Annotated in this window: 21 protein-coding genes; 12 read left to right on the forward strand and 9 right to left on the reverse strand. The window is 62.7% G+C overall.

Annotated features, from left to right (window positions below; translation table 11 throughout):
• Positions 1–30 precede the first annotated feature (30 nt).
• From FRZ40_RS24715 to FRZ40_RS24760, 10 genes are all read left to right on the forward strand, one after another.
• Positions 31–2,643, forward strand: a complete 2,613-nt coding sequence (locus tag FRZ40_RS24715) for a circularly permuted type 2 ATP-grasp protein (protein WP_147235891.1) — start codon at positions 31–33, stop codon at positions 2,641–2,643.
• Positions 2,640–3,539 carry a transglutaminase family protein gene (locus tag FRZ40_RS24720; protein ID WP_028368144.1) on the forward strand — a complete coding sequence of 300 codons (900 nt, stop codon included), beginning with the start codon at positions 2,640–2,642 and terminating at the stop codon, positions 3,537–3,539. Before FRZ40_RS24715 ends, FRZ40_RS24720 begins: the two co-directional genes overlap by 4 nt.
• Before the next feature lie 64 nt (positions 3,540–3,603).
• A complete protein-coding gene (locus FRZ40_RS24725) occupies positions 3,604–4,029 on the forward strand; it encodes a MarR family winged helix-turn-helix transcriptional regulator (RefSeq protein ID WP_028368143.1) in 426 nt (141 codons plus the stop codon).
• A gap of 60 nt (positions 4,030–4,089) precedes the next feature.
• Complete coding sequence (locus tag FRZ40_RS24730) at positions 4,090–4,533, forward strand: MarR family winged helix-turn-helix transcriptional regulator (protein WP_035542588.1); 444 nt, start codon at positions 4,090–4,092, stop codon at positions 4,531–4,533.
• A gap of 86 nt (positions 4,534–4,619) precedes the next feature.
• On the forward strand, positions 4,620–5,723 hold the full coding sequence (locus FRZ40_RS24735) for an HlyD family secretion protein (protein ID WP_147235892.1): 1,104 nt from the start codon (positions 4,620–4,622) through the stop codon (positions 5,721–5,723).
• Between the two features lie 21 nt (positions 5,724–5,744).
• Positions 5,745–7,322 carry a DHA2 family efflux MFS transporter permease subunit gene (locus FRZ40_RS24740; protein ID WP_028368140.1) on the forward strand — a complete coding sequence of 526 codons (1,578 nt, stop codon included), beginning with the start codon at positions 5,745–5,747 and terminating at the stop codon, positions 7,320–7,322.
• A gap of 46 nt (positions 7,323–7,368) precedes the next feature.
• Entirely contained in the window at positions 7,369–8,823 is a 1,455-nt protein-coding gene (locus FRZ40_RS24745; protein WP_147235893.1) for an efflux transporter outer membrane subunit, read from the forward strand.
• Between the two features lie 74 nt (positions 8,824–8,897).
• Positions 8,898–10,088 carry a thiolase family protein gene (locus tag FRZ40_RS24750; protein ID WP_147235894.1) on the forward strand — a complete coding sequence of 397 codons (1,191 nt, stop codon included), beginning with the start codon at positions 8,898–8,900 and terminating at the stop codon, positions 10,086–10,088.
• 128 nt (positions 10,089–10,216) lie between these two features.
• Complete coding sequence (gene panE / locus FRZ40_RS24755) at positions 10,217–11,155, forward strand: 2-dehydropantoate 2-reductase (RefSeq protein ID WP_147235895.1); 939 nt, start codon at positions 10,217–10,219, stop codon at positions 11,153–11,155.
• A gap of 73 nt (positions 11,156–11,228) precedes the next feature.
• Positions 11,229–11,528 carry a hypothetical protein gene (locus FRZ40_RS24760; RefSeq protein WP_147235896.1) on the forward strand — a complete coding sequence of 100 codons (300 nt, stop codon included), beginning with the start codon at positions 11,229–11,231 and terminating at the stop codon, positions 11,526–11,528.
• A gap of 346 nt (positions 11,529–11,874) precedes the next feature.
• Here the strand turns inward: FRZ40_RS24760 and FRZ40_RS24765 are convergent, their stop codons facing one another.
• The 8 genes from FRZ40_RS24765 to FRZ40_RS24800 form a co-directional block, all read right to left on the reverse strand.
• A complete protein-coding gene (locus FRZ40_RS24765) occupies positions 11,875–12,192 on the reverse strand; it encodes an Hcp family type VI secretion system effector (protein ID WP_147235897.1) in 318 nt (105 codons plus the stop codon).
• 145 nt (positions 12,193–12,337) lie between these two features.
• A complete protein-coding gene (locus FRZ40_RS24770) occupies positions 12,338–13,846 on the reverse strand; it encodes an OprD family outer membrane porin (RefSeq protein WP_028368135.1) in 1,509 nt (502 codons plus the stop codon).
• A 153-nt stretch (positions 13,847–13,999) separates the two neighbouring features.
• Entirely contained in the window at positions 14,000–14,998 is a 999-nt protein-coding gene (locus FRZ40_RS24775; protein ID WP_147235898.1) for an ABC transporter ATP-binding protein, read from the reverse strand.
• Positions 14,995–15,984, reverse strand: coding sequence for an ABC transporter ATP-binding protein (locus FRZ40_RS24780; protein WP_147235899.1), 990 nt, complete (start codon positions 15,982–15,984; stop codon positions 14,995–14,997). Before FRZ40_RS24780 ends, FRZ40_RS24775 begins: the two co-directional genes overlap by 4 nt.
• Before the next feature lies 1 nt (position 15,985).
• Positions 15,986–16,876: an ABC transporter permease gene (locus FRZ40_RS24785; RefSeq protein ID WP_028368132.1), complete on the reverse strand. Its 891-nt coding sequence runs from the start codon at positions 16,874–16,876 to the stop codon at positions 15,986–15,988.
• Positions 16,877–16,881: 5 nt separating this feature from the next.
• Positions 16,882–17,820, reverse strand: coding sequence for an ABC transporter permease subunit (locus FRZ40_RS24790; protein ID WP_028368131.1), 939 nt, complete (start codon positions 17,818–17,820; stop codon positions 16,882–16,884).
• 29 nt (positions 17,821–17,849) lie between these two features.
• Complete coding sequence (locus FRZ40_RS24795) at positions 17,850–19,466, reverse strand: peptide ABC transporter substrate-binding protein (protein ID WP_147235900.1); 1,617 nt, start codon at positions 19,464–19,466, stop codon at positions 17,850–17,852.
• Positions 19,467–19,675: 209 nt separating this feature from the next.
• Positions 19,676–20,245: a cupin domain-containing protein gene (locus tag FRZ40_RS24800; RefSeq protein ID WP_007743723.1), complete on the reverse strand. Its 570-nt coding sequence runs from the start codon at positions 20,243–20,245 to the stop codon at positions 19,676–19,678.
• 750 nt (positions 20,246–20,995) lie between these two features.
• Between FRZ40_RS24800 and FRZ40_RS24805 the strand changes: the two genes are divergently transcribed.
• A complete protein-coding gene (locus FRZ40_RS24805) occupies positions 20,996–22,513 on the forward strand; it encodes a peptide MFS transporter (protein WP_147235901.1) in 1,518 nt (505 codons plus the stop codon).
• 725 nt (positions 22,514–23,238) lie between these two features.
• Here FRZ40_RS24805 and FRZ40_RS24810 read toward each other — a convergent pair.
• Positions 23,239–24,192: an IS5 family transposase gene (locus FRZ40_RS24810; protein ID WP_147233913.1), complete on the reverse strand. Its 954-nt coding sequence runs from the start codon at positions 24,190–24,192 to the stop codon at positions 23,239–23,241.
• Positions 24,193–24,476: 284 nt separating this feature from the next.
• On the opposite strand from FRZ40_RS24810, the gene pdxR reads away from it, so the two are divergent.
• On the forward strand, positions 24,477–25,946 hold the full coding sequence (gene pdxR / locus FRZ40_RS24815; protein WP_147235902.1) for a MocR-like pyridoxine biosynthesis transcription factor PdxR: 1,470 nt from the start codon (positions 24,477–24,479) through the stop codon (positions 25,944–25,946).
• Positions 25,947–25,976: the final 30 nt, after the last annotated feature.

The following is a 25,976-nucleotide window of genomic DNA, read 5'->3' on the forward strand; positions in this document are numbered from 1 at the left end:
TCGCCACAACAACAGACTCGCGACGACATCTTGGCCTTTCAATCGACCTTTCCGTTCGAAGCGGCAGCAGGCCATCCGGACGCGCTCGCGTTGCTGCGCACGCTGCCCATGCTGGATGCGCGCGACGGCCACTGGGACGAACTGCGCGATGTGTCGGGCCTGCTGCGCGAGCGGTGGCGGCGCTTCTTCGAACTGCTCGGCGAGGAAGGTGTCGCGGGTCTGGAGCCGGGGCGCGCGTCGATCGCGCAGCAGGTGCGCGACAACGACATCACGTACAACGTCTACGCGGACAAGGGCGAGCCGCGTCCGTGGGCGCTCGACCTGCTGCCCTTCATCATCGACGAAGACGAATGGGCGCATATCGAGCGCGGGGTGAAGCAGCGCGCGAAGCTGCTCAACGCGATCGTCGCCGATGTGTATGGGCCGCAGAAACTGCTGCTGCACAGCAAGCTGCCGCCCGCACTGGTGTTCGGACATCCCGGTTATTTGCGCGCGATAAAAGGCTTCGTGCCGCAAGCCGGCCAGTTTCTGCCGGTGGTCGGCGTGGATCTGGCGCGCGCGCCGGATGGCGCCTGGACGGTCGTCTCACATCGCACGGAAGTGCCGTCGGGACTCGGTTACGCGCTCGAAAACCGCATGATCGTGTCGAACGTCTTCGCCGATGCGTTCCGCGAAATGCGCGTGAGCCGGCTCGCGCCCACGTTCTCCACACTGATCGCGACACTCGCCGAATGGGCGCGCGCGACGATGCGCGACGGCAACGCCGACAGCGCGCCGCATATCGCGCTGCTCACGCCGGGCCCGTTCGCGGAAACCTATTTCGAGCATGCGTTCCTCGCGCGCTATCTGGGCGTGACGCTCGTCGAAGGCAAAGACCTGACGGTGCGCAACGACATGCTGTATCTGAAGACGCTCACCGGTCTGGAGCGCGTGCACGTCGTGCTGCGGCGTCTCGACGATGCATTCTGCGACCCCGTCGAATTGCGCGCCGATTCGACGATCGGCGTGCCCGGTCTGTTGCAGGTGATGCGTGCAGGCAATGTGATCGTGTCGAACGTGCCCGGTTCGGGCTTTCTCGAATCGCCTGCCATGCATGGCTTTTTGCCGGGCATCGCCCAGACGTTGCTCGACGAACCGCTGGTGCTCAACGGCGTGTCGACCTGGTGGTGCGGCGAAGAAGCTGCGCGCGAGCACGCGTTCGCGAACATGGACGAAGCGTTTCTGCAACCGACGTGGCCGGCACGCAAGCCCGATGGGCCGCCCGGCATCGCGCAGGGCGTGCAGCGGCTCGATGCATGGAAGAGCCGCATCGAGCGCGCGCCCGATGCGTTCACGATCCAGCAGCCGCTGCCGTATTCGTGCACGCCGCGCTATGAAGACGGCACGCTCGGCAATCGTCCGGGCGTGCTGCGCGCGATCGCCGTCGCCGATGCGAACGGCGACTGGCATGTGCTGCCCGGCGGCTTCACGCGTCTCGCGGCGGAGCGGCAGTCGTCGGTGTCGATGCAGTTCGGCGGCAGCAGTGTCGATACGTGGGTGCTGTCGAGCCAGCCGAATTCGACTTTCACGCTCTTGCCGTCGCCGCTCGAACCCGCCGATCTCGCGCGCAAGCATCGCACGGTGTCGAGCCGTGCCGCGGAAAACCTGTTCTGGAGCGGACGTTACGGCGAGCGCGCGGAAAACAACGTGCGGCTGTTGCGGCTGATACTCGGCTCGCTGGAAAGCAACGGCGCGGACACGATGTTCGCAACGCTCGCCGAACTCGCGCTGCAATTCGGTCTCGTGCAACCGGGCGACATCGTCGCGGGACAATCGTTGCAGGCGTTCGAGCGCACGCTGGTTGCGAATCTGCACGAAAACACGGGCGCTTACAGCATTGGGCAAAACCTCGCGAGCCAGGCGCGCGCGAGCGGTGAGATACGCGGGCGGCTGTCGAACGATCACTGGCGCATCACGCTCGCGGCGCGCAACGACTTCCGCGACGCATTGCACGAACTGACGCCCGCTGCGGCTGTTTCGTCGAATGCGTCGTCGCGCGGCAAGGCGCGCTATAACCGCGTGTCGCTGATGAACGCGCTCGAACATCTCGCGACGCAGCTGGCTGCCATTAGCGGCGCGCAAGGCGACCGCATGACGCGCGACGAAGCATGGCGTTTGATGTTCGCGGGCCGCCATATCGAGCGCGTGTGGGCGATGACGTCGATCCTGCGCGTCGTCGCGATGCAGCGCCAGCTCGCGACGCCCGCCGCATTCGATCTGCTGCTGCAACTGTTCGACAGCACGCTCACGTATCGCTCGCTGTATCCGGGACGTCTCGAAGTACCCGCGCTGATCGATCTGCTCGTCATCGAGCCGACGAATCCGCGCGGACTGTACGGCGTCTATGCACGCTTGCGCTCGAAGCTCGACGACATTTCGCGGGCGGCGGGCGGCAGGCGGCATCGTCCGTTCAGCGATTTGTTGCCGTCCGCGAGCATGTTGCCGTCGCTCGAACAGCTGTGCACGACGGACGGCGACGGCCTGTACGCGGAGCTGGTTTCGCTATGCGACCGCCTGGCGATGAACGTGACGGCCGCCGCCAACGAAATCAGCGCGCGCTATTTCAGTCACGCGAATACGCTCGCGGCGCAGGTGTCGTCATGAAAGACGCGCAGACGCTGCTGTCCGTGTCGCATCGCACGACCTATCACTATTCGACGCCCGTCGAAACCGCGCAGCATCTCGCGACCATCCGTCCCCTCGCGTGCGCGTGGCAGCGCGTGGTCGCGCATACGGAGCGCATCGAGCCGGCGCCTTCGTATTTGCATAGCCGCATCGATGCATTCGGCAACGATGTGCTGTATTTCGCGCTCGACGCACCGCACGAACGCTTGCAAATGATCAGTGAAACGACCGTGCAATTGACGCCGCGCTGGAGCGACCTCGATCCGGACGCGACGCCCGCATGGGAAGAAGTCGCGGATTCGCTGCGGTTTCGCGCGGGCGGCGCGTGTCATCCGCAGGTCGAGTTCTGTTTTGCGTCGCCGAATATCGCGCTCAAGCCTGCGTTGCGCGACTATGCGTTGCGCAGTTTTCGTCCGGGCAAGCCGATTGTCGCGGGCGCGATCGATCTGATGCACCGCATTCACGCGGATTTCGACTACAAGCCGTCCGCGACGATGTTCGATACACCTGCTGAACGCGCGTTCGATATGAAGAGCGGCGTGTGCCAGGACTTCGCGCAGGTGATGATCGGCTGCCTGCGCGCGCTCGGATTGCCTGCGCGATATGTCAGCGGTTATCTGCGCAACGATCCGCCGCCGGGCCAGCCGCGCCTGATCGGCGCGGACGCGTCGCATGCATGGGTCTCCGTGCATTGCCCGCAGAGCGGCTGGATCGATCTGGATCCGACCAACGACGTACTCGCCGATATGGATCACGTGACGCTCGCTATCGGCCGCGATTACAGCGACGTTTCGCTGCTGCGCGGCATGATTCTTGGCGGCGGCGCGCATCGCGTCGATGTTGCCGTCAGCGTGTTGGCGCATGAGCAACAATGAATTTCAATTAATGTGCTGCGCTGCGGTTTGACAGCGTGCATACGCACATATAGACTTCCTTCCCATGAGCAAGCCCATTTCCCACGACGATTGCAACTGTTTCGCGCTGCGCCAGGCAGCGCGTTATGTGACGCAGATCTACGAGCGCCATCTGGGCGAAGTCGGCCTGACGGCGGCGCAGTTCACCATCGTCGCCAAGCTCGCGCGCAAGCCGGGCCTGACGATGCTGGAACTGGCGGACTCGATGGTGATGGAACGCACCACGCTCGTGCGCGCGCTCAAGCCGTTGCAGCGCGATGGTCTGGTGCTCAGCGAGCCTTCGGAGCACGACGGCCGCACGTATCAGTTCAGCCTGTCGAAAGCCGGCAAGGAAACCTTCGAGCAGGCCGCGCTCGCGTGGCGCGCCGCGCAGGAAGAATTCGAAAGCAAGTTCGGACGCAGCCGTGCGAAGGCATTGCGCGCCGAACTGTTCAACCTGACGTCTTCTTAATCCCGTTGTTTTTTGTGCGTCGCGAGACGCGTCCGACGAAATCGATTCAATGGTGTGCATATGCACGTAGAGTCCGGAACGGAACAAATACAGGTGTCGCCGGAGGATGATTGTTTTGCGATCCGGCAGGCGGCCCGGTATGTGACCCAGCTTTATGACCGTCATCTCGGACAGGTCGGGCTGAAGACCACACAGTTTTCGATCATGATCCACCTGCGTTACCGCAAGTGGATGACGATGAAGGAACTCGCCGATTCGATGGTGATGGAACGGACCACGCTGGTGCGTGCGATCCAGCCGCTGCAGCGCGACGGTCTGGTCTTTACGGAAGCATCGCGCAGCAACCGCCGTGTGTTGACCGTGATGCTGACGACAGCGGGCGAAGAACGGTTGAAAGCAGCGCGCGAGCACTGGCATGCGGCGCAGAACGAATTCGAGCAGCGCTTCGGGTCGCAGCGTGCCGCGAATCTGCGCGAAGAACTGTTCGACATGACCAGGCGATAACGCTCAAGAAGTTCGGCAAGTCAGGCGGCGCTTCCGAGCGCTTTTTTTCAACGTTTTTCAGTGCATACGCACACGCAACTACAGCCATGTCTACCACTCCTTCCATTGCTCCGCCCGCCGTCGCCGGCGCCGCGAAACAGACGCGCAGCATTCCGTGGATGCGTTTGGCGGTGATCTCCGTCATCGCCGTGATTGCGGTCGCCGCATCGTACTGGTTCTTCGTGGGCCGTTTTGTCGAAACCACCGACGACGCGTACGTCGGCGGCGATGTTACTGTGCTGGCGCCGAAAGTGAGCGGCTTCGTCAGCGACGTGCTGGTGCAGGACAACCAGTACGTGAAAGCGGGGCAAGTGCTGATCCGCCTCGATGCGCGCGATTACGATGCGCGTCTTGCGCAGGCCAATGCGGAAGTCGCGAGCGCGGAAGCATCCGTGACCGAACTCGAAGCGAAGAAGTCGCTGCAACTCGCGACGATCAACGAACAGTCCGCCGAAGTGCGTGCGTCGAATGCGGAACTCACGCGCAGCGCGTCGGATTCGGTGCGTTATCGCCAGCTGGTGAAGGACGATGCGGTGTCGAACCAGGTTGTCGAGCGCGCCGATGCCGATCTCGCGAAAGCGCATGCGTCGGTCGATCGAAGCAGCGCTGCATTGACGGCCGCACAGCGTCAGCTCGCCGTGCTCGACGCGCAGATCAACGATGCTCACGCCCGCGTCGCGACGGCGGTGGCCGCACAACGGGTCGCCGCGCTGAACGTCGAGTACACGACGATCCGCGCGCCGATCGACGGCTATGTCGGCAACCGCACGGCGCGTGTCGGCGTGCTCGCGAATATCGGCGTGTCGCTGCTGACGGTCGTGCCCGCGAGCGGCCTGTGGATCGACGCGAACTTCAAGGAAGACCAGCTGAAGAAGATGAAAGTCGGCGATACCGTCGACGTCGATCTGGATGCATCGAGCCGCCGTATCGAAGGCATGGTCGAGAGTCTGGCGCCGGCGACGGGCGCGACCTTCAGCGTGCTGCCCGCCGAGAACGCCACCGGCAACTTCACGAAGATCGTGCAGCGCGTGCCTGTCCGCGTGCGTCTGTCGGTGCCGAAGGATATGCAGGGCGTACTGCGTCCGGGTCTGTCGGCGACCGTGAAAGTGCATCTGCGCGCCGACAGCAATCGCGCAAACCCGGCTTCGTAACCGACGGACGCGGCGAACATCATGAGCAAGACGACTACTCCCATGAATCCGGCCGATCTGCCGACCGCAACCAAAGTCTTCGCGTTCTCGCTGCTGTGCCTCGGCTTCTTCATGGCGACGCTCGATATCCAGATCGTGGCGTCGTCGCTGAAGGACATTGGCGGCGGCTTGTCCGCGAGCCAGGACGAACTCTCCTGGGTGCAGACATCGTATCTGATCGCCGAAATCATGGTGATTCCGATGACGGGCTGGCTCACGCGTGTGTTCTCGACACGCTGGGTATTCGCGTTCTCCGCGTTCGGCTTTACGGTGACGAGCATGTTGTGCGGACTCGCGTGGGACATCAACTCGATGATCCTGTTTCGAGGCCTGCAAGGCGCGCTCGGCGCAGCGATGATTCCCACTGTTTTCACGACGGCGTTCATGCTGTTCCCGGGCAAGCAGCGCATCATCGCCGCGACGACGATCGGCGCGCTCGCATCGCTTGCGCCGACCATCGGCCCCGTGATCGGCGGCTGGATCACCGATCAATGGTCGTGGCACTGGCTGTTCTATCTGAATCTCGTTCCGGGCGTGCTGGTGACGGTGCTCGTGCCGCGCTATGTCGACGTCGATCGCGCGGATATCTCGCTGCTCAAGAGCGGCGACTATCTCGGCATCGTTCTGATGTCCGGCTTTCTCGGCTGCCTCGAATACGTGCTCGAAGAAGGTCCGCGCAAGAACTGGTTCGGCGACGAAGTCATTCTCTTCTGTGCGTGGATTTGCGCGATCTGCGGCTTCCTGTTCCTCGTGCATGCGTTCACCGCGAAAGAGCCGATCGTCGATCTGCGGGCGCTCGCGATCCGCAACTTCGGCATCGGCAGTCTGCTGTCGTTCATTACGGGTATCGGCCTGTTCTGCACGGTGTTTCTGACGCCCGTGTTCCTGTCGCGTGTGCGCGGTTTCGATTCGCTGCAGATCGGCATCGCGCTGCTGTCGGTGGGATGCGCGCAACTGGTCGCGCTGACTGTGTATTCGCGCCTCGCACGTTTCATCGATATGCGTCTGCTGATGGTGTTCGGCCTGATCTGCTTCGGCGTCGGCTGCTATCTGTATGTGCCGCTGACGAACCAGTGGGGCTGGCATGAACTGCTGATTCCGCAGGTACTGCGCGGCGTGGGCCAGCAATTCTGCGTGCCGCCCATCGTGACGATGGCGCTCGGCTCGCTGCCGCCTTCGCGGCTCAAGTCGGCAAGCGGCCTGTTCAATCTGATGCGCAATCTGGGCGGGGCAATCGGCATCGCCGTATGCAGCACGATGCTCAATGACCGCCTGAACCTGCATTACGAACGGCTCGACGAGCACGTGACGGCAGGCCGACCGGTGATCGAAGCGATGCTGCATAACCAGGCCGCGCATTTCGCGGCAGTCGGCGGCGACATGCTCGACGGCGCGTCGGCGGGACTGGCCTCGCTGCACGCATTGCTGATGCGCGAAGCGCTTGTGCTGACTTTCTCCGACACGTTCCTCGCGGTTTCGTTGTGTTTCGCGGTGGGACTTGTCAGCGTGCTGTTTTCGCGGCCTTTCGGCCTCACCGCGCCGCCGCCCGATGCGCACTGACATGCGTGCGAACACATCAACCATTCCGATGACTGGAAGCCTCGACATGAAATCGATCGTAGCCAAAGCGCTCGCCGTTGCCGCTGCCATGACGCTCGCGGCGTGTGCCGTGCAGCCCGAGACGCACGCGGACTTGCCGCAGACGGTGAAGACCGTCGCTCCCGACGCGTGGAGCGTCGATGCGCCGAAAGACAGCGTGGACGCCGACCAGTGGTGGTCGCAATTCGGCGACCCGACGATGCACAAGCTCGTCGACCTCGTGCTCAACGACAACCTCGACGTGAAGGCCGCTGTCGAGCGCGTGAAACAGGCACAGGAAGTCACGAAGCAGCAGCGCGCCGCGCTCGCGCCGCAACTCGACGCAGGCGCGACGGCTGCTTACGAGCGGCAGAACACGCCGCCGCCGCTCGGCTACGTGAAGCAGGCGGGCGTTGGCCTGACGGCTTCGTGGCAGCCGGACGTGTTCGGCGGTGAACGTCTTGCGGTGCTCGCTGCGCAGGCGCAGGTGTCTGGCCGCCAGTCGGCATTGAATGAACTGCGTCTCGCGCTCGCTGCGAACGCGGCCGCCGCGTATATCGACTTGCGCTGGGCGCAGACGCAGCTGCAGATCGTCAACGACAACGAGGAGATCCGCAGCCGCGCGCTGAAGCTCACGCAACAGCGCCTGAAATACGGGCTGTCGACACAGCTCGACGTCGCTCGTGCGCAGAACCAGTTGCAGGACCTGCAGGCGCAGATTCCGAAGATCAACTCGAACATCCAGCACGACATGAGTCTCATCGCGGTGTACTCGGGACGCACGCCGGAGAGTGTCGACAGCCTGCTGCTGAGCGATGCGCGCGCGATTCCCGTACCGTCGCAAAGCGTGCCGCAGACGCTGCCTTCCGAAGCGCTGCTGCGCCGTCCCGACGTGCGCACCGCGTATGCAACGGTCGAACAGCGTGCCGCCGAAGTAGGCGTCGCGCGTGCGGACCGGTATCCGAAGTTCAACCTGAGCCTGAGCGACGGCATTCTCGCGTCGTCGTATCTCGGACTGCCGACGCTGACGGACAACCTGTTCAGCGCCGCGTTGAACGCGACGAGCCCGATCTTCAACGCGGGCCGCATCACGGCGCACATCGAGCAGAACGAGAGCCGCATGCGCGAATCGCAGCTGAACCTGCAGCAGACGATGCTGAACGCGCTGAAGGATATCGAGGACACCCGCAGCGATCTCGTCAACGGCGACGCGCAGGTCGCGAAGCTCGCCGGTGCGCTCGATGCATCGGGACATGCGCTGCGACTGTCGACGGAACTGTACAAGGGCGGCGCGTCGAGCTTCCTCGATGTGCTCGATGCGCAGGAAGCGTATCTGCGCGACTCGGAATCGTTGAATCAGGCGAAGCGCGAGCATGCGCAAGCGGCCGTCGCGCTGTACCGCTCGCTCGGCGGCGGCTGGGATGTGCCTGTCAATAGCGATGTCGCGAAGACGATGCAGTCGACGGACGTTGCCGCGAACTGAACGCGACCGTAGCGGAATGAAAGCGCCTCGCCGGTGCGAGGCGTTCATGTGGTCGTTCAACCAGAGGAATAGCGATGAATGCACGCGATGTTGTGATTGCCCATCCCGTCCGTACGCCGATCGGCGCATTCGGCGGGTCGTTGAAAGATGTGCCTGCCGTGCAGCTTGGCGCAACGGCGGTGCGCGAAACGCTCCGGCGCGGCGGGCTGGATGCGAAGACGTTGTCGTCGGTGGTGATGGGCAACGTCGTGCAGGCGGGCAACAAGATGAATCCGGCGCGGCAGGCGTCGATTGGCGGCGGCGTGCCTGTGTCGGTGCCCGCGTTGACGGTGAACCGGGTGTGCGGATCGGGCGCGCAGGCGATCGTGTCGGCGGCGCAGGAGATCGCGCTCGGACTCGGCGACGTGGCCGTTGCGGGCGGCATGGAGAATATGGACCGCGCGCCGTATCTGCTCGAAAGCGGCCGCTGGGGCAGCCGCATGGGCAACGCGCAGGTGCATGACAGCATGTTGCGCGACGGGCTCGTCGATGCGTTTTCTGATGAGCATTCTGGCTGGCACACGGAAGACCTCGTCAGCAAGGCCGAACTGACGCGCGCGGCGCAGGACGAATGGGCCGCGCGCTCGCAGCAACGCTTCGCCGCCGCACAGGAGCGGGGCGCATTCGATGCGGAACTGGTCGCCGTCGAAATCGCGGGCCGCAAAGGCACCGTGCAATTCGCGCGCGACGAGCAGCCGCGTCCCGACACGACCATCGATACGCTTGCGAAGCTACGGCCCGCGTTCCGTCCTGACGGCACGATCACGGCAGGCAACGCGCCCGGCCTGAACAGCGGCGCTGCGGCGATGATCGTCGCGGGGCGCGACTACGCGGAGGCGCATGGCATCAAAGCGTCCGCGCGTCTCGCAGCGTTCGGCATCGCCGCTGTCGAGCCGGGCATGTTCGGCCTCGGCCCCGTGCCTGCCGTGCAGATTGCGCTTGAACGAGCGGGCTGGAAACTCGGCGATGTCGAGCGCGTCGAAATCAACGAGGCATTCGCAGCCGTGCCGCTTGCCGTCGCCCAAAAGCTCGGACTGGCGCACGACATCATCAATGTCGAGGGCGGCGCGATCGCGCATGGCCATCCCATCGGCGCGACGGGCGCGATTCTCACCACACGCCTGATTCATTCGATGCGCCGCGATGGCCTGAAGCGCGGCATCGTGACGCTGTGCATCGGTGGCGGGCAAGGCATCGCGCTCGCACTCGCACTCGAAATGCTCTGACGCGTCCCTAACCGTATTGACGCTGCCCGCAGCGGGATCTGCATGCCCGCTGCGGGCAGCGTCGATTTGCGACATACTGCGGCGCACGGGCGTGGCGTGCGCCATGCAAACAGATCAAAGGAGAAGCAATGCGTATTCTCGTAGTGGGCGCAGGTGCAACGGGCGGATACTTCGGCGGGCGTCTCGCGCAGGCGGGCCGCGACGTCACGTTTCTGGTGCGCGAGAAGCGCGCTGAAGAACTGCGGCGCGCGGGGCTCGTGATCAAAAGTCCGCGCGGCGACCTGACGTTGCGCGACGTAAAGACGGTGCTCGCGTCGCAGATCGCGCAGCCTTACGATCTCGTGCTGCTAAGTTGCAAGGCCTACAACCTCGACGATGCGATCGAATCGTTTGCGCCCGCTGTCGGCGATACGACGATGATCCTGCCCGTGCTGAACGGCATGCGTCATATCGATGTGCTCAGGCAGCGCTTCGGTGCGTCGAAGGTGCTCGGCGGGCAGTGCGTGATTGCCGCGACGCTCAATCGCGAGCGCGAAATCGTGCATCTGAACGACATGCAGTCGATCGGCTTCGGCGAATTGAATGGCGGTATCAGCGAGCGTGTGCGCAATGTGGCGGCGGCATTCGACGGCGCGGGTTTCGATTCTGCTGCGTCGGACAACATACTCCAGCAGATGTGGGAGAAGTGGGTGTTCCTCGCCACGCTCGCGGCCAGCACATCGCTGCATCGTGCCGCTATCGGCGACATTCTGAAGACGGCCGACGGACGGCGCGTGATCGAAGGGATACTCGGCGAGTGCAAGGCCGTCGCGGCGGCGCACGGTTATGCGATCGGCGATGCGTCGAATGCGCGTGCGCAGACCATTCTGTTCGCCGAGGGCTCGCTGCTGACGGCTTCGATGCTGCGCGATATCGAAGGGCAATCGCGGATCGAGGCGGATCATATCGTCGGCGATCTGATCGCGCGTGGCGGCGAGGCGCAGAAGGAAGGGGCGCTGACGTTGCTGCGCATCGCATACAGCCATCTGAAAGCCTACGAGGCGAGGCTGGCGCGACAGTCTGCGTGAGAGGGGGGCGGGCTGGTCTGCGTGCAGCGAAGCTGAAGTAGAATCGACGGCACTCACTCACGCGAGGTGGACCATGCCCATGCCCCAGGGATCGGTGCCGGCGCTCTGCGCGGCATCCGCGACGATGTTCTCGCTCGGGATCATCTTTCTTGGTTACTGGGGGCTGCAGGAAGGCGGCGAGTGGATGCTTGCCGACAGGTTCGTCGCGGGCTTCGCAATCATCGGCTTTGCGTTTCTCGGGCTCGTGCCGTGGGTGGCGACAAGTCCTGTTGTCGTCGAGGGGAACGACTCGAAGGTGCGGCTCGCACGAAGGATGTTTTTGGTCGGGGTGATCGGGGTGTGGGCGGCGATTGTGGTGTCGGTGGTGTTTTGAGTGTCAGTGGCGGCGTGATCGCCAATACCGGATGGTCAGGACGGAAGCTTCCAGAAGAGCCGCGGTGAATAAGCAGCACACAACGATCAGACATATCAGTCCAAGCGTCTGGATGTCCTCTGGATTATCAAATTCTTCACGACCACTGACACTAATCGAAAAGCGAATGAACCGGTAAAGAAATACCGGTATTTCGAACGCGAATGATGTAACGAAGCATGCAAGCAGCCATCCGCCCACAATAGTGCCCGCGAGAAACACTGCGAGACGTACGAGTCGTTTCATCGAACCCCCAGCGTGCCATAGGCTTTGAATGGTGCGCCCAGCGTCGATAATTCCTGATCGTTCAAAGAGAACACGCAACGTACAGGCATTGCCGATTCACCAGCGGAACCCCACCGGCTTTTCGTGTGCTCAGAACGACTTGCGGAATATGCCTGCCTATGAGGCAGTAACGCATCAGATTGGGACTTGAGCGATCGATCTGATGAACGAACTCGAGATCCGTTATCGATGCCTTGCTTGCTCCTCCGCCCGAGCCAGACATCATGATGGCCTGTTGTTTGATCTGCCATCGCCAGCTCGACACCTCGATTTGGCCACGGTGTGCTGCGTCTTGTGATTCGCCGCTGATACCGTCAATCCTGATGAACATATCTGCCATCGCTGCCTGCCTGAAAGAAGATCAGGCATCGCTTTTAGCACTGCTGGACTGAGCAATAGTCAAGGTTTGTCAAAACGCGTGCGGGGCCACGAAGGCATTGCCCCCGGTACGCGAATACGAACCGGGGTAAGGACCAAAGTACTTCTTAGAACACCTTCACCGGCACATTCACAACCAGCCGGTACTCCATATTGTTGGGATCCGAGTAGTGCGCCGTCGACTTGTGATACATCGCGATGAACGTGATCTTCGTATCCTTGAAGCGGCCGCTTTGCAGCGTATAGCTCGGAATGAAGCCGATCTCGTGGTGCGTGCCGTGCACGTACTCGCCGTTTCGCGTGTACGGGCCGATTGCATTCGACGCGGCGCCCGCCGACGCATCCGCGCCCCAGCCCGTCACGCCCCACAGCATGGCCTTGAAGCCGGGCAGACCTGCATATTTGCCGTCGAACGTATAACGCAGCTGGAACGACTTTTCGTGCGGCGCGTTGTAGTCGACGTCCATCGAGTTCACGAGATAGATGCCGTTGGTCTCGTTGACATAGTCGAAGAACTGGTCGCCGAGAATCTGCTGATAACCGAGCAGCACCTGGTGCGGACCATGTTGCGCCGACAGCGACAGGCTATAGGCATTGTTGTTGATATGCCCTTGCAGCGCGGAACCCGTCTGGTGCGTCGAATAGATGTTGGCGAGGCCCGACCATTTGACGGTGTTCACATCGCCGATCGAATGCGAGATCGCTGCGTAAAATTGATTCCACACGTCTTCAGCCTGGTCGGCGTACAGCGTGACGGTGCCATTCGGCGAATAGTCCCAGTTGCCGCCGAAGTACGACAGGCGCTTGATCGTCACGCCGCCGTAGGACGAGGTGAGGTCGATCAGGTTCGTGTGACCGCGCGGGTCGACTTTCGTGAAGCTGCCTGCCTGCAGCGTGACGTTGTGGATGTCGTTGCTCACGGCCGACACGCCGAGGAACGTCGGCGGCAACGCGCGGTTGTCGTGCGGTTCCATGAACGGATTGTTGTCGACGATCTGCAAGCCGTATTTGACGACCGTTTCTGAAATGCGTCCCTTGATGTCGTACATGCCCGGATACGCCCACGCGAGCTGATCGGAGCCGCCGCCGCCTTTCGCGACGTGCACCATGTTGCCCGCGCCATGGCCGCCGTCGAGCTTGAGCGCCGCGAACAGCGATGCATCGAAGCCGAGGCCGACGAACCCTTGCGTATAACCCGATTCGAAGTTTGCCTGCATGCCCTGCACCCACGCGTGGCGATGCGGACCGCCTTCGTTGTCGAACTGGTCGGCGTAGTTGCGGAACAGCAGGTTCAGATGGCTGTCGGCGATGAGACCTTTGCTTTTCGCCTGGCTCGACAGCTGCTCGGGCGGCGTCGCGACCTGATCGGCTTCGGCGTTCACCAGCGCGTTGTTGGTTTCCGGCTGCACTTCCTCTGTGTTCGGCGTGTGTTTCAGCTTCGGTTTGGCTTGCGTTGCAGGCGTTGCAGGCGTTGCCTGCGCCACCGCTGCGCTGGCGGCCGTGGCGGGTGCGGCTGCATCGTCTGCAAACGCGGCGGTGGCAATCGTCAGCGCGGGCAGACTCACGGCCAGCAACGCGAGTTTCGATGCTCCTGATGTGGATCGTTGGGTTGTCATTGCTATTCCGTTCTTCTAGTTGATGAAACAGCGACGCGGCGGTCGGCCGTGTCACGCTTTCTCGCCCGTTCCCGCTGTCGCGCGAACGAACGCCTCCCTCGGCGCAGCGGCTGGCTGCGTCGTGGAAAAAGGGGGAGTGAAACTAAATGGACGTCAGGTCATGACGGCGCGTATGCAAGCGACCTGCGTATGATGCGAACCTGCCGCCGTGACGACGGGCCGCTCGTTCGCACATGCGTCGATCGCATCCGGGCAGCGCGTGCGAAACGCGCAGCCTGAAGGCGGCTTCAGCGGCGACGGAATCTCGCCGCGCAACAGCACGTGTTCACGTGCACGCTCCGCCACGGGATCGGGCAGCGGCACGGCGGAGAGCAACGCTCGCGTGTACGGATGCTGCGGCTCTCGATACACGTCGCGCTTGTCGCCGAACTCCATCACGCGCCCCAGGTACATCACGAGTACGCGCTGGCTGATCGCCTTCACGACAGCGAGATCGTGCGCGACGAACAGCAGCGACAGCGACAGTTCGCGTTGCAGATCGCGCAGCAGATTGACGATCTGCGCCTGGATCGACACGTCGAGGGCAGAGACGGGCTCGTCGCAGATCACGAGTTGCGGTTCGCCGATCAACGCGCGCGCGATGCCCACGCGCTGACACTGGCCGCCCGAAAACTCGTGCGGATAACGCCGCAAGTGATGATTCGACAGGCCGACGCGCTCGAGCATCGTCCGCACGCGTACGCGCGTTTCTTCCCGGCCGAGTTGCGGCTGATGTGTCTTCAGCGGTTCGGCGACGATCTGCTCGATCGTCATGCGCGGATCGAGCGAGGCGAGCGGATCCTGGAAAATCATCTGCACGTCGCGGCGGAGTTGCGCGGTGTCGCGCTTCGCTTCGCCTTTGACTGTCTCGCGTCCTTTCCACTGCACGCTGCCCGAAGTGACGGGCGCAAGGCCGATGATCGCGCGCGCGAGCGTCGACTTGCCGCACCCCGATTCGCCGACGAGGCCAACCGTTTCGCCGCGGCGCACATCGAACGACACGCCGTCGACGGCGCGCAACGTCGCCTTCTTCGACCACGGATAGCCGCCCTGCGCGATATGGAAATGAACGCTGAGGTTGTCGACCTTGAGTAACGTTTCCTGAGCGCTCATAGCACCTCCGCAATAGCGGGCACGGGACGATGGCACGCACGCAGCGCATGCAGGTCGCCTTCGACGGGTTCGAGGGATGGACGCGCCGTGCGGCACGCTTCCTCGGCGAACGTGCAGCGCGGCGCGAACGCGCAGCCTTGCGATGCGACGCCCGGCAGCGGCGGATTGCCTGGAATGGTCTGCAGCGGCTGATCGTCTTCGTCGGTGAGACGCGGCAGCGCGTTCAGCAGGCCGATCGTGTACGGATGCGTCGGCGCGGCGAACAGTTGTTGCGCCGGCGCCTGTTCGACGGTTTGTCCCGCGTACATCACCATCACGTCGTCGCACAGGCCGGCGACCACGCCCATGTCGTGCGTGATCAGAATGATCGCGGTGCCGCGCTCGCGGTTCAGCTCGCGCAGCAGTTCGATGATCTGCGCCTGAACGGTGACGTCGAGCGCAGTGGTCGGTTCGTCGGCGATCAGGATTTCAGGCCCGGACAGCAACGTCATCGCGATCATCACGCGCTGGCGCATGCCGCCCGAAAACTCATGCGGATACATGCCGATGCGGCGGGCTGCATCGGGAATGCGCACGCGTTCGAGCGCCTCGATCGCGCGCTGCTTCGCCTCGCGGCGCGATACCTTGCGATGCAGCTGCAGCGTTTCCGTCATCTGCCGTTCGATGGTGAGGAACGGATTGAGCGACGTCATCGGATCCTGAAAGATCATGCCGATGCGGTCGCCGCGAATACGGTTGAGGGCAGCGTCGTTCATGGTCAGCAGATTCGCGCCGTTGTAGAGCGCTTCGCCGCTGACGGCGCCGTTCTTCGCGAGCAGGCCGAGCAGCGCCATCACGGTCTGGCTCTTGCCCGAACCGGATTCGCCCACGATGCCGAGCGTCTTGCCTTTTTCAAGCTTGAACGACACGCGCTGAACGGCGTCGACGGGCGCGCTGTCGCGGCGCGAAAAGCGCACGCTGAGATTGTTGACTTCGAGTAGTGCCATGTCAGCGGTCCTTCGGATCGAATGCATCGCGCAGGCCGTCGCCGACGAAGCTCACGCAATAGAGCGTCGCGCACAGCATGAGGGCAGGGCACAGCAGCAGCCAGGGCGTCGATTCGAGCTTCTGCGCGCCGTCCTGGATCAGCACGCCCCAGCTCGTCATTGGTTCCTGCACGCCGAGTCCGAGGAACGACAGCACCGATTCCGTCAGCACGATGTTCGGCACCGTGACGGTCGCGTAGACCACCACCACGCCGATCAGATTCGGCACGATATGACGCGCGATGATCGAGCGCGAACCGACGCCGATCGCTTTCGCCGCGTCGATGAATTCGCGCGAGCGCAGCGACAGCGTCTGACCGCGCACGACGCGCGCCATGTCGAGCCACGAGAATGCGCTGATGGTCAGCACGACGAGATAGAACGCGCGGCCGAACAGCGTCATCATCAGGATCGCGATCAGCATGTAGGGGATCGCGTACATCATATCGACGATGCGCATCATCACGGCATCGACGCGTCCGCCGAGATAACCGGCCGTCGCGCCCCACGCGACGCCGATCACGCCCGCGACGAGCGTGCCGAGCAGGCCGACTTCGAGCGACACGCGTCCGCCGACCAGCGTGCGCACGAGCAGGTCGCGGCCGAGTTCGTCGGTGCCGAACCAGTGCATGCCGGCGAGCGCGGGCGCGAGGCTGATCGCGGACCAGTCGCTGTCGATCGCATTGTTCGGCGACAGCAGCGGGCCGACGAAGCACGCGAGCACGATGAGGACCAGCAACAGCAGCGCGGCGAACGCGGCGCGATTGCGCGCGAAGCGGCGCGCGGCCGTCGCGAGCGGGCTGCGCGGAGGCGGCGCGTCCGTGACGGTCAGGTTGATAATTGGCGTTCCCATCGTTTTCAATAGCGGATGCGCGGATCGAGCCATGCATAGGCAAGGTCGACGAGCAGGTTGAACAGGACGGCGACGACCGTGGTCAGCACGACGAGGCCGAGCACGAGCGTGTAGTCGCGATTGACGGCGCCGTTGACGACGAGCTGCCCAAGGCCGGGCAGCGCGAACACCGATTCGGTGACGACGGCGGCCGTGATCGACGAAATGCACACGGAGCCGAGCAGCGAGACGACGGGCATCAGCGCGGGCTTCATCGCGTGGCGCAGGACGATCGTGCGTGCCGGCAGGCCCTTCGCCCGCGCGGTGCGGATGAAGTTGCCCGACAGCACTTCGATCATGCTGCCGCGCATCACGCGTGCGATCAGCGCGACGTTGATGATCGTCAAGAGCGCGATGGGCAGCACGCGATAACGCCACTCGCCGTCGCCCCAGCTGCCCGCGGGCAGCCAGCCATGGCCGTCCGCGGTCTTCAGCAGAATGGCGAACACCCACACGAGCAACGGACCGAGCACGAACGGAGGCACGACGTTGCCGACATTGCCGAGCACCATCACGGCATGATCGATCACGTTGTCGCGGCGTACGGCCGCGATCGTGCCGAGCGCGACGCCGATCACCACGGCGATCGGCACCGACACGCCGCCGACGCCGAGACTCACGGGCAGCGCCTTGAGCACGAGGTCGGTGACGGACCAGTCGGTATAGCGGAACGACAGGCCCAGATCGCCGTGCAGTAGTCCCCACAGATAGTGCAGATACTGCTTCCACAGCGGCTCGTCGAGGTGATAGCGCGCGTTCAGATTCGCGAGCGTAGCCGCCGACAACTGCTTCTCCGTGTCGAACGGACCGCCCGGCGTGAGATGCAGCAGCAGATAGCATGCGGTGATCACGGCGAGTATCGTCGGGATCGCCCACAGCGTGCGGCGCAACGTGTATGCAAGCATGGGTGCGTTTCCTGTGCCTTCGCTGCCGTTTAGTGCTTGAGCACGTACATGTCTTGCGACGAGCGCATGTCGAGATAGTTGGTCGCTGCGTAACCGCCGACATACGGCTTGACGAGACGCGCCGCCGAGTACTGGAACAGCGGGATCATCGGATAGTCGTTCATCGCGAGCTCATGCGCCTGCGTGAGCAGGGCGGTGCGCTGCTTGTCGTCCGTCTGCTGGTTCGCCTGGTCGATCAGGGCGTCGACCTTCGGGTTGCAGTAGTGCTGGTCGTTCTGCACGCTGCCGCAGCGGATCAGGTCGAAGTACGACATCGCGTCGTTGTAGTCGACGAACCAGCCGTCGCGCGACGCTTGCACCTTGCCGTCATGACGCTGTTTGAGCAGCACCTTGTATTCGACGTTCTCCAGCTTCGCGTTGACGCCGAGCTTCGTGCGCCATTCGGACGTGACGAAGAGAGCGACCTTCTTGTGCAGATCGTTCGTGTTGTACGTGAAGGTGAAGATGAGCGGCTTTGCGTCGGAGTAGCCCGCCTCCTTCAGCAGAGCGCGCGCGGTCTCGATGCGTTTCGCCATCGGCCACGAGGCCCATTCCGGCTTGAAGACGGCCGCGCCTTCCGTGCCCTTCGAAATCAGGCCGTACATCGGCACCTCGCCGCTCGAGGTCAGCTTCGACGTCAGCAGATCGCGGTCGATCACCATCGACAGTGCTTCGCGCACGCGCTTGTCCTTGAAGACGGGCTCGTCGTTATTGAGGCTGTAGTAATACGTTGCGATCTGCAGGCCCTTCTGCAATTGCTGGCCGAACTGCTTGTCGACCTGATTGAAGATGCCCGACGGAATCGTGTACGTGTAGTCGAACTGGCCCGCCTGATACATGCGCATCGCCGTTTCGTCGCTCTCGATAGGCAGATACGTGACCTTCGAGATCGCCACCTTCGGTGCGTTCCAGTAGTTGCCGCTCTTCGTGACGACGAGGCGGTTGTTCGGCTGCCAGTCGGTGAGTGCAAAAGCACCGTTGCCGACGAAGTTCGCCGGGCGCGTCCAGTCGCTGCCGAACTTTGTCACTACGGCCTTGTCGACGGGCGCCATCGTCGCCATCGCGGCCAGTTGCGGGAAGAATGCAGCGGGCACCTCCGTCTTCACTTCGAGCGTGTACGGATCGACGGCGCGCGCGCCGAGGCTCGTCACGGGCACCTTGCCCGCGATGATCGCCTTCGCGTTCTTCACGAATTCGACGAGCACCGTGTACTTCGAACCCGTCTTCGGATCGACGACGCGCTGCCATGCGTACACGAAGTCGGCGGCCGTGACGGGCTGGCCGTTGCTCCACTTTGCGTCGTGACGCAGCTTGAAGACCCACGTATCGGGGGCGGTGCGCGTCCACGACTGCGCGACGCCGGGCACGATTGCGCCCGATGCGTCGATGCGCGTCAGGCCTTCGAACAGGTCGAGGCCGATCGTGTTGCCCGTCCACGATTCGATGTGCGCGGGGTCGAGCGATTCGGTTTCGGCGGGCACCTGGCGCGTCAGTTCCTGGCTCGGGGCGAGCGTCGTGCCGGGCGGAATCGTAACGGCCAAAGCGTTTTGCTGAAGCGTAAGGACGAGCGCGGTCAGCGCCGTCGTATAGACGAACGTTTTATTCATGGTTGGATTCGCAGAGAAAGTCTGGAAAGAAACGCGAGCGGCACGGAGCGCCGCTAACGGTTATCCGCGTGATGGGGACCGGAGTGGTGGCCCTTGTTCGGTATACATGCAGGATTCCTTACAATTATTATTACAGGCATCCTACAGCGGATTTTCTCGCGCTTCCTTGTGTGCGGAAGCGCTTCCAACCAGGATCGAATGCCTGCCTTCTAAAACAGTCTTGGCGTACCCACCCAGACGACGACCGATTCCTTGCGGGCCGTATTGGCCCAGCTATGCGGCACCGTCGATTCGTAATGCGCGCTATCTCCTGCGCGCAGCACGAAGGTCTTGCCTTCCAGCGTCAACGACACTTGCCCTTCGATGACATAGATAAACTCTTCACCGGCATGCGTCGTGACTTCGGAACGCTTTTGCCCGGGTGGCATCCTCACAAGGATGGCTTCCAACTGACGGCCCCCCGACAGATTGGTCATCCGGGCAAACAGATTCGCCGAGTCTGCAAATCCAAAAAACTTCAGCTCGTTTGCTCGACACACCGAGCGCTCTTCGCTTGGCGTATCGACGAAGTACTGCACTTTCACTCCCAACGCATTCGCAATTCCTGCCAGCGATGTGATGGACGGCGACGCGAGACCGCGCTCTACCTGCGACAGAAACGGCTTCGAAATACCTGCTGCCGTTGCTGTTTCATCGAGCGTACGCTTCAGCCTTTGCCTCAGCGCGCGGATCTTGCTCCCCAGTGCAAGTGCCGTGTCTTTCTCAAGTGTCGTGACCATAACAAAACCAAATTAGTCCGTCAAAATTAGTTTGATATAAGCAAATATTGTTTGATGACGTGCTGCTCATGCACGTGAAAGCCTTGCGTAGATTGACAACTCTTCAAGGCTGTTCGCAGTGTTTCAATCCTTTCGAGAAAACACTCTATGTTGCCAGATCGCGGCGGGCACTCCTCGGAATTGCATTGGATGACCCGAAATGCATTAAGACGCGACGTGAGCCGACGGCGGTATGTCAGTGAATTCCCGAAGCGACAAGTCGCGCTTCGATGCGCACAATCGCAATCTCGCGTGGATGGCCCCAGCCGGGTCTGTCTGCCAGCACTCCCGTTTGCAGCGATCCTGCGGCGGCGTTTTGATCGGTACGTCCCGACCGGACTGCCACCGGTGAATGAAGGTGAATACGCATGTCGAATTCCTTCGCAGTCTTCTCTCACTGATCCCGCATACCTTGCCCGTGTACGCCGATGCAGCCGCAGAACGGGGCTGGGCGCGCGATGCTTTGTCATTGAGCCTTCGTCACGCGGCTTTCGCGTTGACGGTCTCCCGCTGAAGTCCTGGTTGTTCCGTTTTCGACGCGGACCGCGCTGTCCGTCGTTCGTATCGCACTGAACCGTCGCCACATGCCGCATCGCGCGGCGGCCACGGCACGTCATCGACGATCTCCAGTTTTTTCCAGCTTCGCCACGCGGCATGGCGTCGGTCGACGCGTGCGCGCGCGGCTGCTTTTGCATGAATACGAGGAACCACATGAAATCACCCGTATCCCAGACCCGGTCGTTTTCGACCGTCTTTCTCATCGAGATGTGGGAACGCTTCGGCTATTACGGCATGGCGGCATTGCTCGTGCTGTTCATGATCGACAAACTCGGCTTCGACGATGGCCGCGCGAACCTGACGTGGGGCGCGTTTGCGGCGCTGGTGTATGCGTCGCCTTCGATCGGCGGCTGGATCGGCGACAAGGTGCTCGGCGCGCGTCGCTCGATGGTCTTCGGCGCGCTGGTGCTCGCGGCCGGTTATCTGATGCTCGCGATGCCGAACGACAGCCTCGATTTCATGTATGCGTCGCTGGGCGTGATCGTGGTCGGCAATGGTCTGTTCAAGTCGAACGCCGCGAATCTTGTGCGCCGGATTTATGAAGGCGACGATGCGCGCATCGACAGCGCGTTCACGATCTACTACATGGCCGTCAATATCGGCTCGACGGTGTCGATGCTCGCGACGCCGTGGATCAAGGATCACTGGGGCTGGCACACGGCATTCGCCGTCTGCTGCAGTGGTTTGCTGATCAGCGTCATCAACTACTTCCTGATGCTGCGCACGCTGTCGCATATCGGTTCGGCGCCCGATGCCGAACCGGTGCGCTGGAAGCGCGTGCTGGCCGTCGCGCTCGGCGGGATTGCGCTCGGCACGGCGACGATGTTCGTGCTGCAGCACAAGTCGATTGCCGTCGCGTGCGTGTACACGGCGGGCGTCGCGATTCTGGCGATCTTCGTGTACATGCTGGTCAAGTGCGAGCGTTCCGAGCGTTCGGGCCTGCTCGCCGCGCTGATTCTGACGTTGCAGGTGATACTGTTTTTCGTGTTCTATCAGCAGATGTCGACGTCGCTGACGCTGTTTGCGCTGCGCAATGTCGATCCGACGTTCTCGCTGTTCGGCACGCATCTGTTTACGTGGAACGCTGCGCAGTTCCAGGCGCTGAATCCGATCTGGATCATGTTGCTGAGCCCGCTGCTCGCGCTGCTGTATACGAAGCTCGCGAAGGACGGCAAGGATGTACCCGTCGCGGCGAAGTATGCGTTTGGATTTGCCGTGGTGGCGGCTGGTTTCTTTGTATATGCGTGGAGCGGCAGCTTTGCGGTGAACGGACGGGTGTCGTCGTGGTGGATGGTCGGCGGTTATGGGTTGTACTCGCTGGGCGAACTGCTGGTGAGCGGTCTCGGTCTCGCGATGATTGCGCGCTACGTTCCGGCGCGGATGAGCGGTTTTATGATGGGCGCTTATTTTGTGGCCACGGGCGTGTCGCAGTATCTGGGTAGTGTTGTTGCCAATCTGGCGAAGATGCCTGCCGGAGATCTTGATCCTTTGACCTCTCTGCCGTTGTATACGAAGCTCTTTGCCGAGCTTGGGTGGCTGGCTGCGGGTGGTGCTGTTGTTGCTATTTTGTTGCTGCCGCTGATGGGGCGCCTTTCGCGGGCGCATCAGGATTTTGCCATGCAGGTGGGGGCTGCTTCTGCTTCCGCTTCCGCTTCTGCTTCCGCGCAGTAAGCTCTTCTTTCGCTGGCATCCGCGTTTTCGTATCTGTACTTCATGCGTTGCCCCTGTGCGGGGCGGCACCTACTTTTCTTTGCAGCGGCAAAGAAAAGTAGGCAAAAGAAAGCCGCTCACACCGCCAGCGCTAGTTGTTGCCTGCGGGCCCCCGACGGGTCCCGCACTCCAGACGGCATCGCGCTATTTCATGTGTGTTGCCAACGCCTCGAACAGGCGCATCCCCCACTCCAGTCACCCATAGCGCAGCCCGCGACAGCGATCCGTCTGCGCCGCCCAGGTGGCAAACGGTGTGTAGCTTGTCGCACCGTATGCGTCGGCGCTCCTACGACACCGATCCGCTTTTCGGTCCGGAGTGGTGCACTTCCATCGCGACAGCCTACACACCGTTTGCCACCTGGGCGGCGGTGGACTTTCTGATAACGCGGTCTGTGACGCGGGAATCTGAAGCGGGTGAGGCGTGAGTTAGTACGCTGGCAACGCGCGTGGGACAGTGTGCTGCCGCGTGAAGCGCGGGACCCGTGGGGGGCCCGCAGGCAACAACTAGCGCTGGCGGTGTTAGCCCGCTTTCTTTGCTTAGGAAGGTCTGAACAACCCGTTTTCTGCCTGGGATCTCTAACTGGCACGCGCGCAGTGGAATTCGCGTCCTCATTCACGCTGTGTTGAACCGATGCCGGTCGCATCTTGCGCATGGACGCTGCGCCTTTGGGGGGCGTCTTCGCCCTTCATTTCGCTTTACCGAGCACCCCGCGAGCCAGCCAGAGATTGATCAGCGCGAACTGCGTTTCGATCTGCGCCGTGTTTTTCGCCAGTCCCCGATACCGCGCCTTCAGATAGCCGAACTGACATTTGAGCACCCGAAACGGGTGCTCAACCTTCGCCCGCACGCCCGCCTTGAGCCGCTCGACTTTCTCGTAGATTCTGTCCAGCCGCTTGCTTTTGTCCAGCTTTCTTCGCTTGCTCGGCCTCATCGCCACGTGCCACTGGACCGCCCCCGTTTCGCCTCGCTTCTCGATGCCCACGTAGCCCGCATCGGCAAACGCAACCTGCTCGTCGCCGTGCAACAGTTCATGCGCCACCGTGACGTCGTGAACATTCGCCGGCGTGCACTTCACGGTATGCACCAGCCCCGACTCCACATCGACTCCGATGTGCGCCTTCATACCGAAGTACCAGCTGCCGCCCTTTTGCGTCTGGCTCATCTCGGGGTCTCGCGTGCCAGCCTTCTTCGTCGAACTGGGTGCCGAAATCAGCGTTGCGTCGACCGCCGAGCCCACCTTGAGCATCAGGCCCTTCGCCTGCAGGATCTCGTTGACCGTCGCCAGCATTCTGGCCGACAGCTCATGGGCCTCAAGCAGGTGCCGGAATCGCAGGATCGTGCTCTCGTCAGGCAGCCGCGTCATACCCGTGCCCAGCAGCGCGAACTCCCGGTACAGCGGGATGTCGTGCAGCGCCTCCTCCATCGCCGGGTCCGAGAGACTGAACCATTGCTGCAGAAAGTGAATGCGAAGCATCGTCTGGATCGGAAACGGCGGGCGGCCAGTCTTGCCTTTCGGATAGTGCGGTTCGATGAGCGCAATCAGCTTCTGCCACGGCACCACGCGCGTCATCTCATCGAGAAACTCGCGCTTACGGGTGCGCTTCGTCGACAGATCCAGACCAAGACCAAGTTGTGTCATCACGCCACTCCATGAATTCTCCTGATCCCAGGATAGTCCAACCTCACGTCAACGCCAGGACTTTTGCAGAGATTCCCTTACTTTCTTTGCGGCGGCAAAGAAAGTAAGTGCCGCCCCGCACAGGGGCAACGCGTGAAGCACCGATACGAAACCGCGGATGCAACCACAAAAAATGCAACCGCGAAAACCGCCACGCCCCGCGAGGACGAAAACCACACTCCGCGATAAGCTACTGAATCCCCAGGCGTAGCCAAAAAAGCCACTCCACCCCAACCCAAACCCATATGGACATCCACATCGCCGTAGAAGGCCGCCACGACCTGGCGGGCCAAATCTACAGGCAACTGCGCGCAGGCATCATCGAAGGCCGTCTGGCAGGCGGCACCCAACTGCCTTCCACCCGTGATCTGGCAACCCAACTCGGCGTGTCGCGCAAAACCACACTCGATGTCTTCGAGCGCCTGCTCGCCGAAGGCTTCCTCCATGCGCGCGCCGGTTCGGGCACCTTCGTGGCGGAAGGATTCCAACGCTTACCCGCGGAACCTCCGGCGCACGCGCGCGCCGCTCACGATGCCCACGCGTCGCCCCATTCCGTCGTCCGCGCGCAGCCCGTCTGGCAGACCGTCCCCGATGTGCTCGGGCCGCAGCCGACACCCGGCACGCCGTACGACTTCATCGGCGGTATCACCGACAAAACGCACTTTCCCTTCGATGCCTGGCGCCGCTGCATCAACCACGCGCTTCGCGTGCAGTCGCGCGGTCGCGGTACCTATCGCGATGCAGCCGGCGAACAGGAGCTGCGCCTCGCGATCTCGCGTTATCTCGCGTTCAATCGCGCCGTCGCGAGCAACTGGGAAGACGTCATCGTGACGCAGGGCGCGCAGCATGCGCTCGATCTGATCGCACGCGTGACGCTGCGCCCCGGCGATGTCGCCGTCATCGAGGATCCGTGCTATCCGCCCGCGCGTGCGTGCCTGACGGCCGTGGGTGCGAAGGTCGCGGCCGTGCCCGTCGATGCCGAAGGTTTGATCGTGAGCAAGCTGCCGAAGAATGCGCGACTCGTCTACGTGACACCGTCGCATCAGTTTCCCCTCGGCATGCCGATGAGTCTCGCGCGGCGCGTCGAACTGCTCGAATGGGCGCAACAGCGCGATGCCGTCATCATCGAAGACGACTACGACTGCGAATACCGCTTCGAAGGGCGGCCGATGGAACCGCTCAAGAGCCTGGACCGCGCAGGCCTCGTCGCGTACGTGGGAACGTTTTCGAAGACCATCTTTCCCGAACTCCGCATCGGATACGTGGTGCCGCCTGCGTCGCTGTTCGACACGCTGCGCAAGGCGAGACAGATCGGCGACTGGCATGGCTGCTCGCTGACGCAGACGGCGCTGTCCCGTTTCATGCTGAACGGTGACTTCGCCAAGCATCTGAAGCGGATGCACAAGCTTTACGCCGCACGCCGTGCGTGTCTGCTCGAACATCTGCAAGGCGATCTTTCCCGATGGTTCGATCCGATCGTTCCGACGGCGGGTATTCACATGGCTGCGCTCCTCAAGACGCCGCTCAGGGAAGCGGACGTGATCGAAGCGGCGCGCGCGGAATCGATTGCATTGCATGGGCTCGCGCCTTTCCATGTGCGCGCAGATCCGCAGCCGGGGCTGGTATTCGGCTATGGCGGCATCGAAGCCGGGCAGATCGACGCTGCGCTGACGAAGCTCGCGAAGCTGCTGCCGCTTGTCGAATCAAGGACTTGAGCGCGTCTTCGCCGGCTGGATATGTCGTCG

Source organism: Paraburkholderia azotifigens (genome assembly GCF_007995085.1).
GTDB lineage: Bacteria > Pseudomonadota > Gammaproteobacteria > Burkholderiales > Burkholderiaceae > Paraburkholderia > Paraburkholderia azotifigens.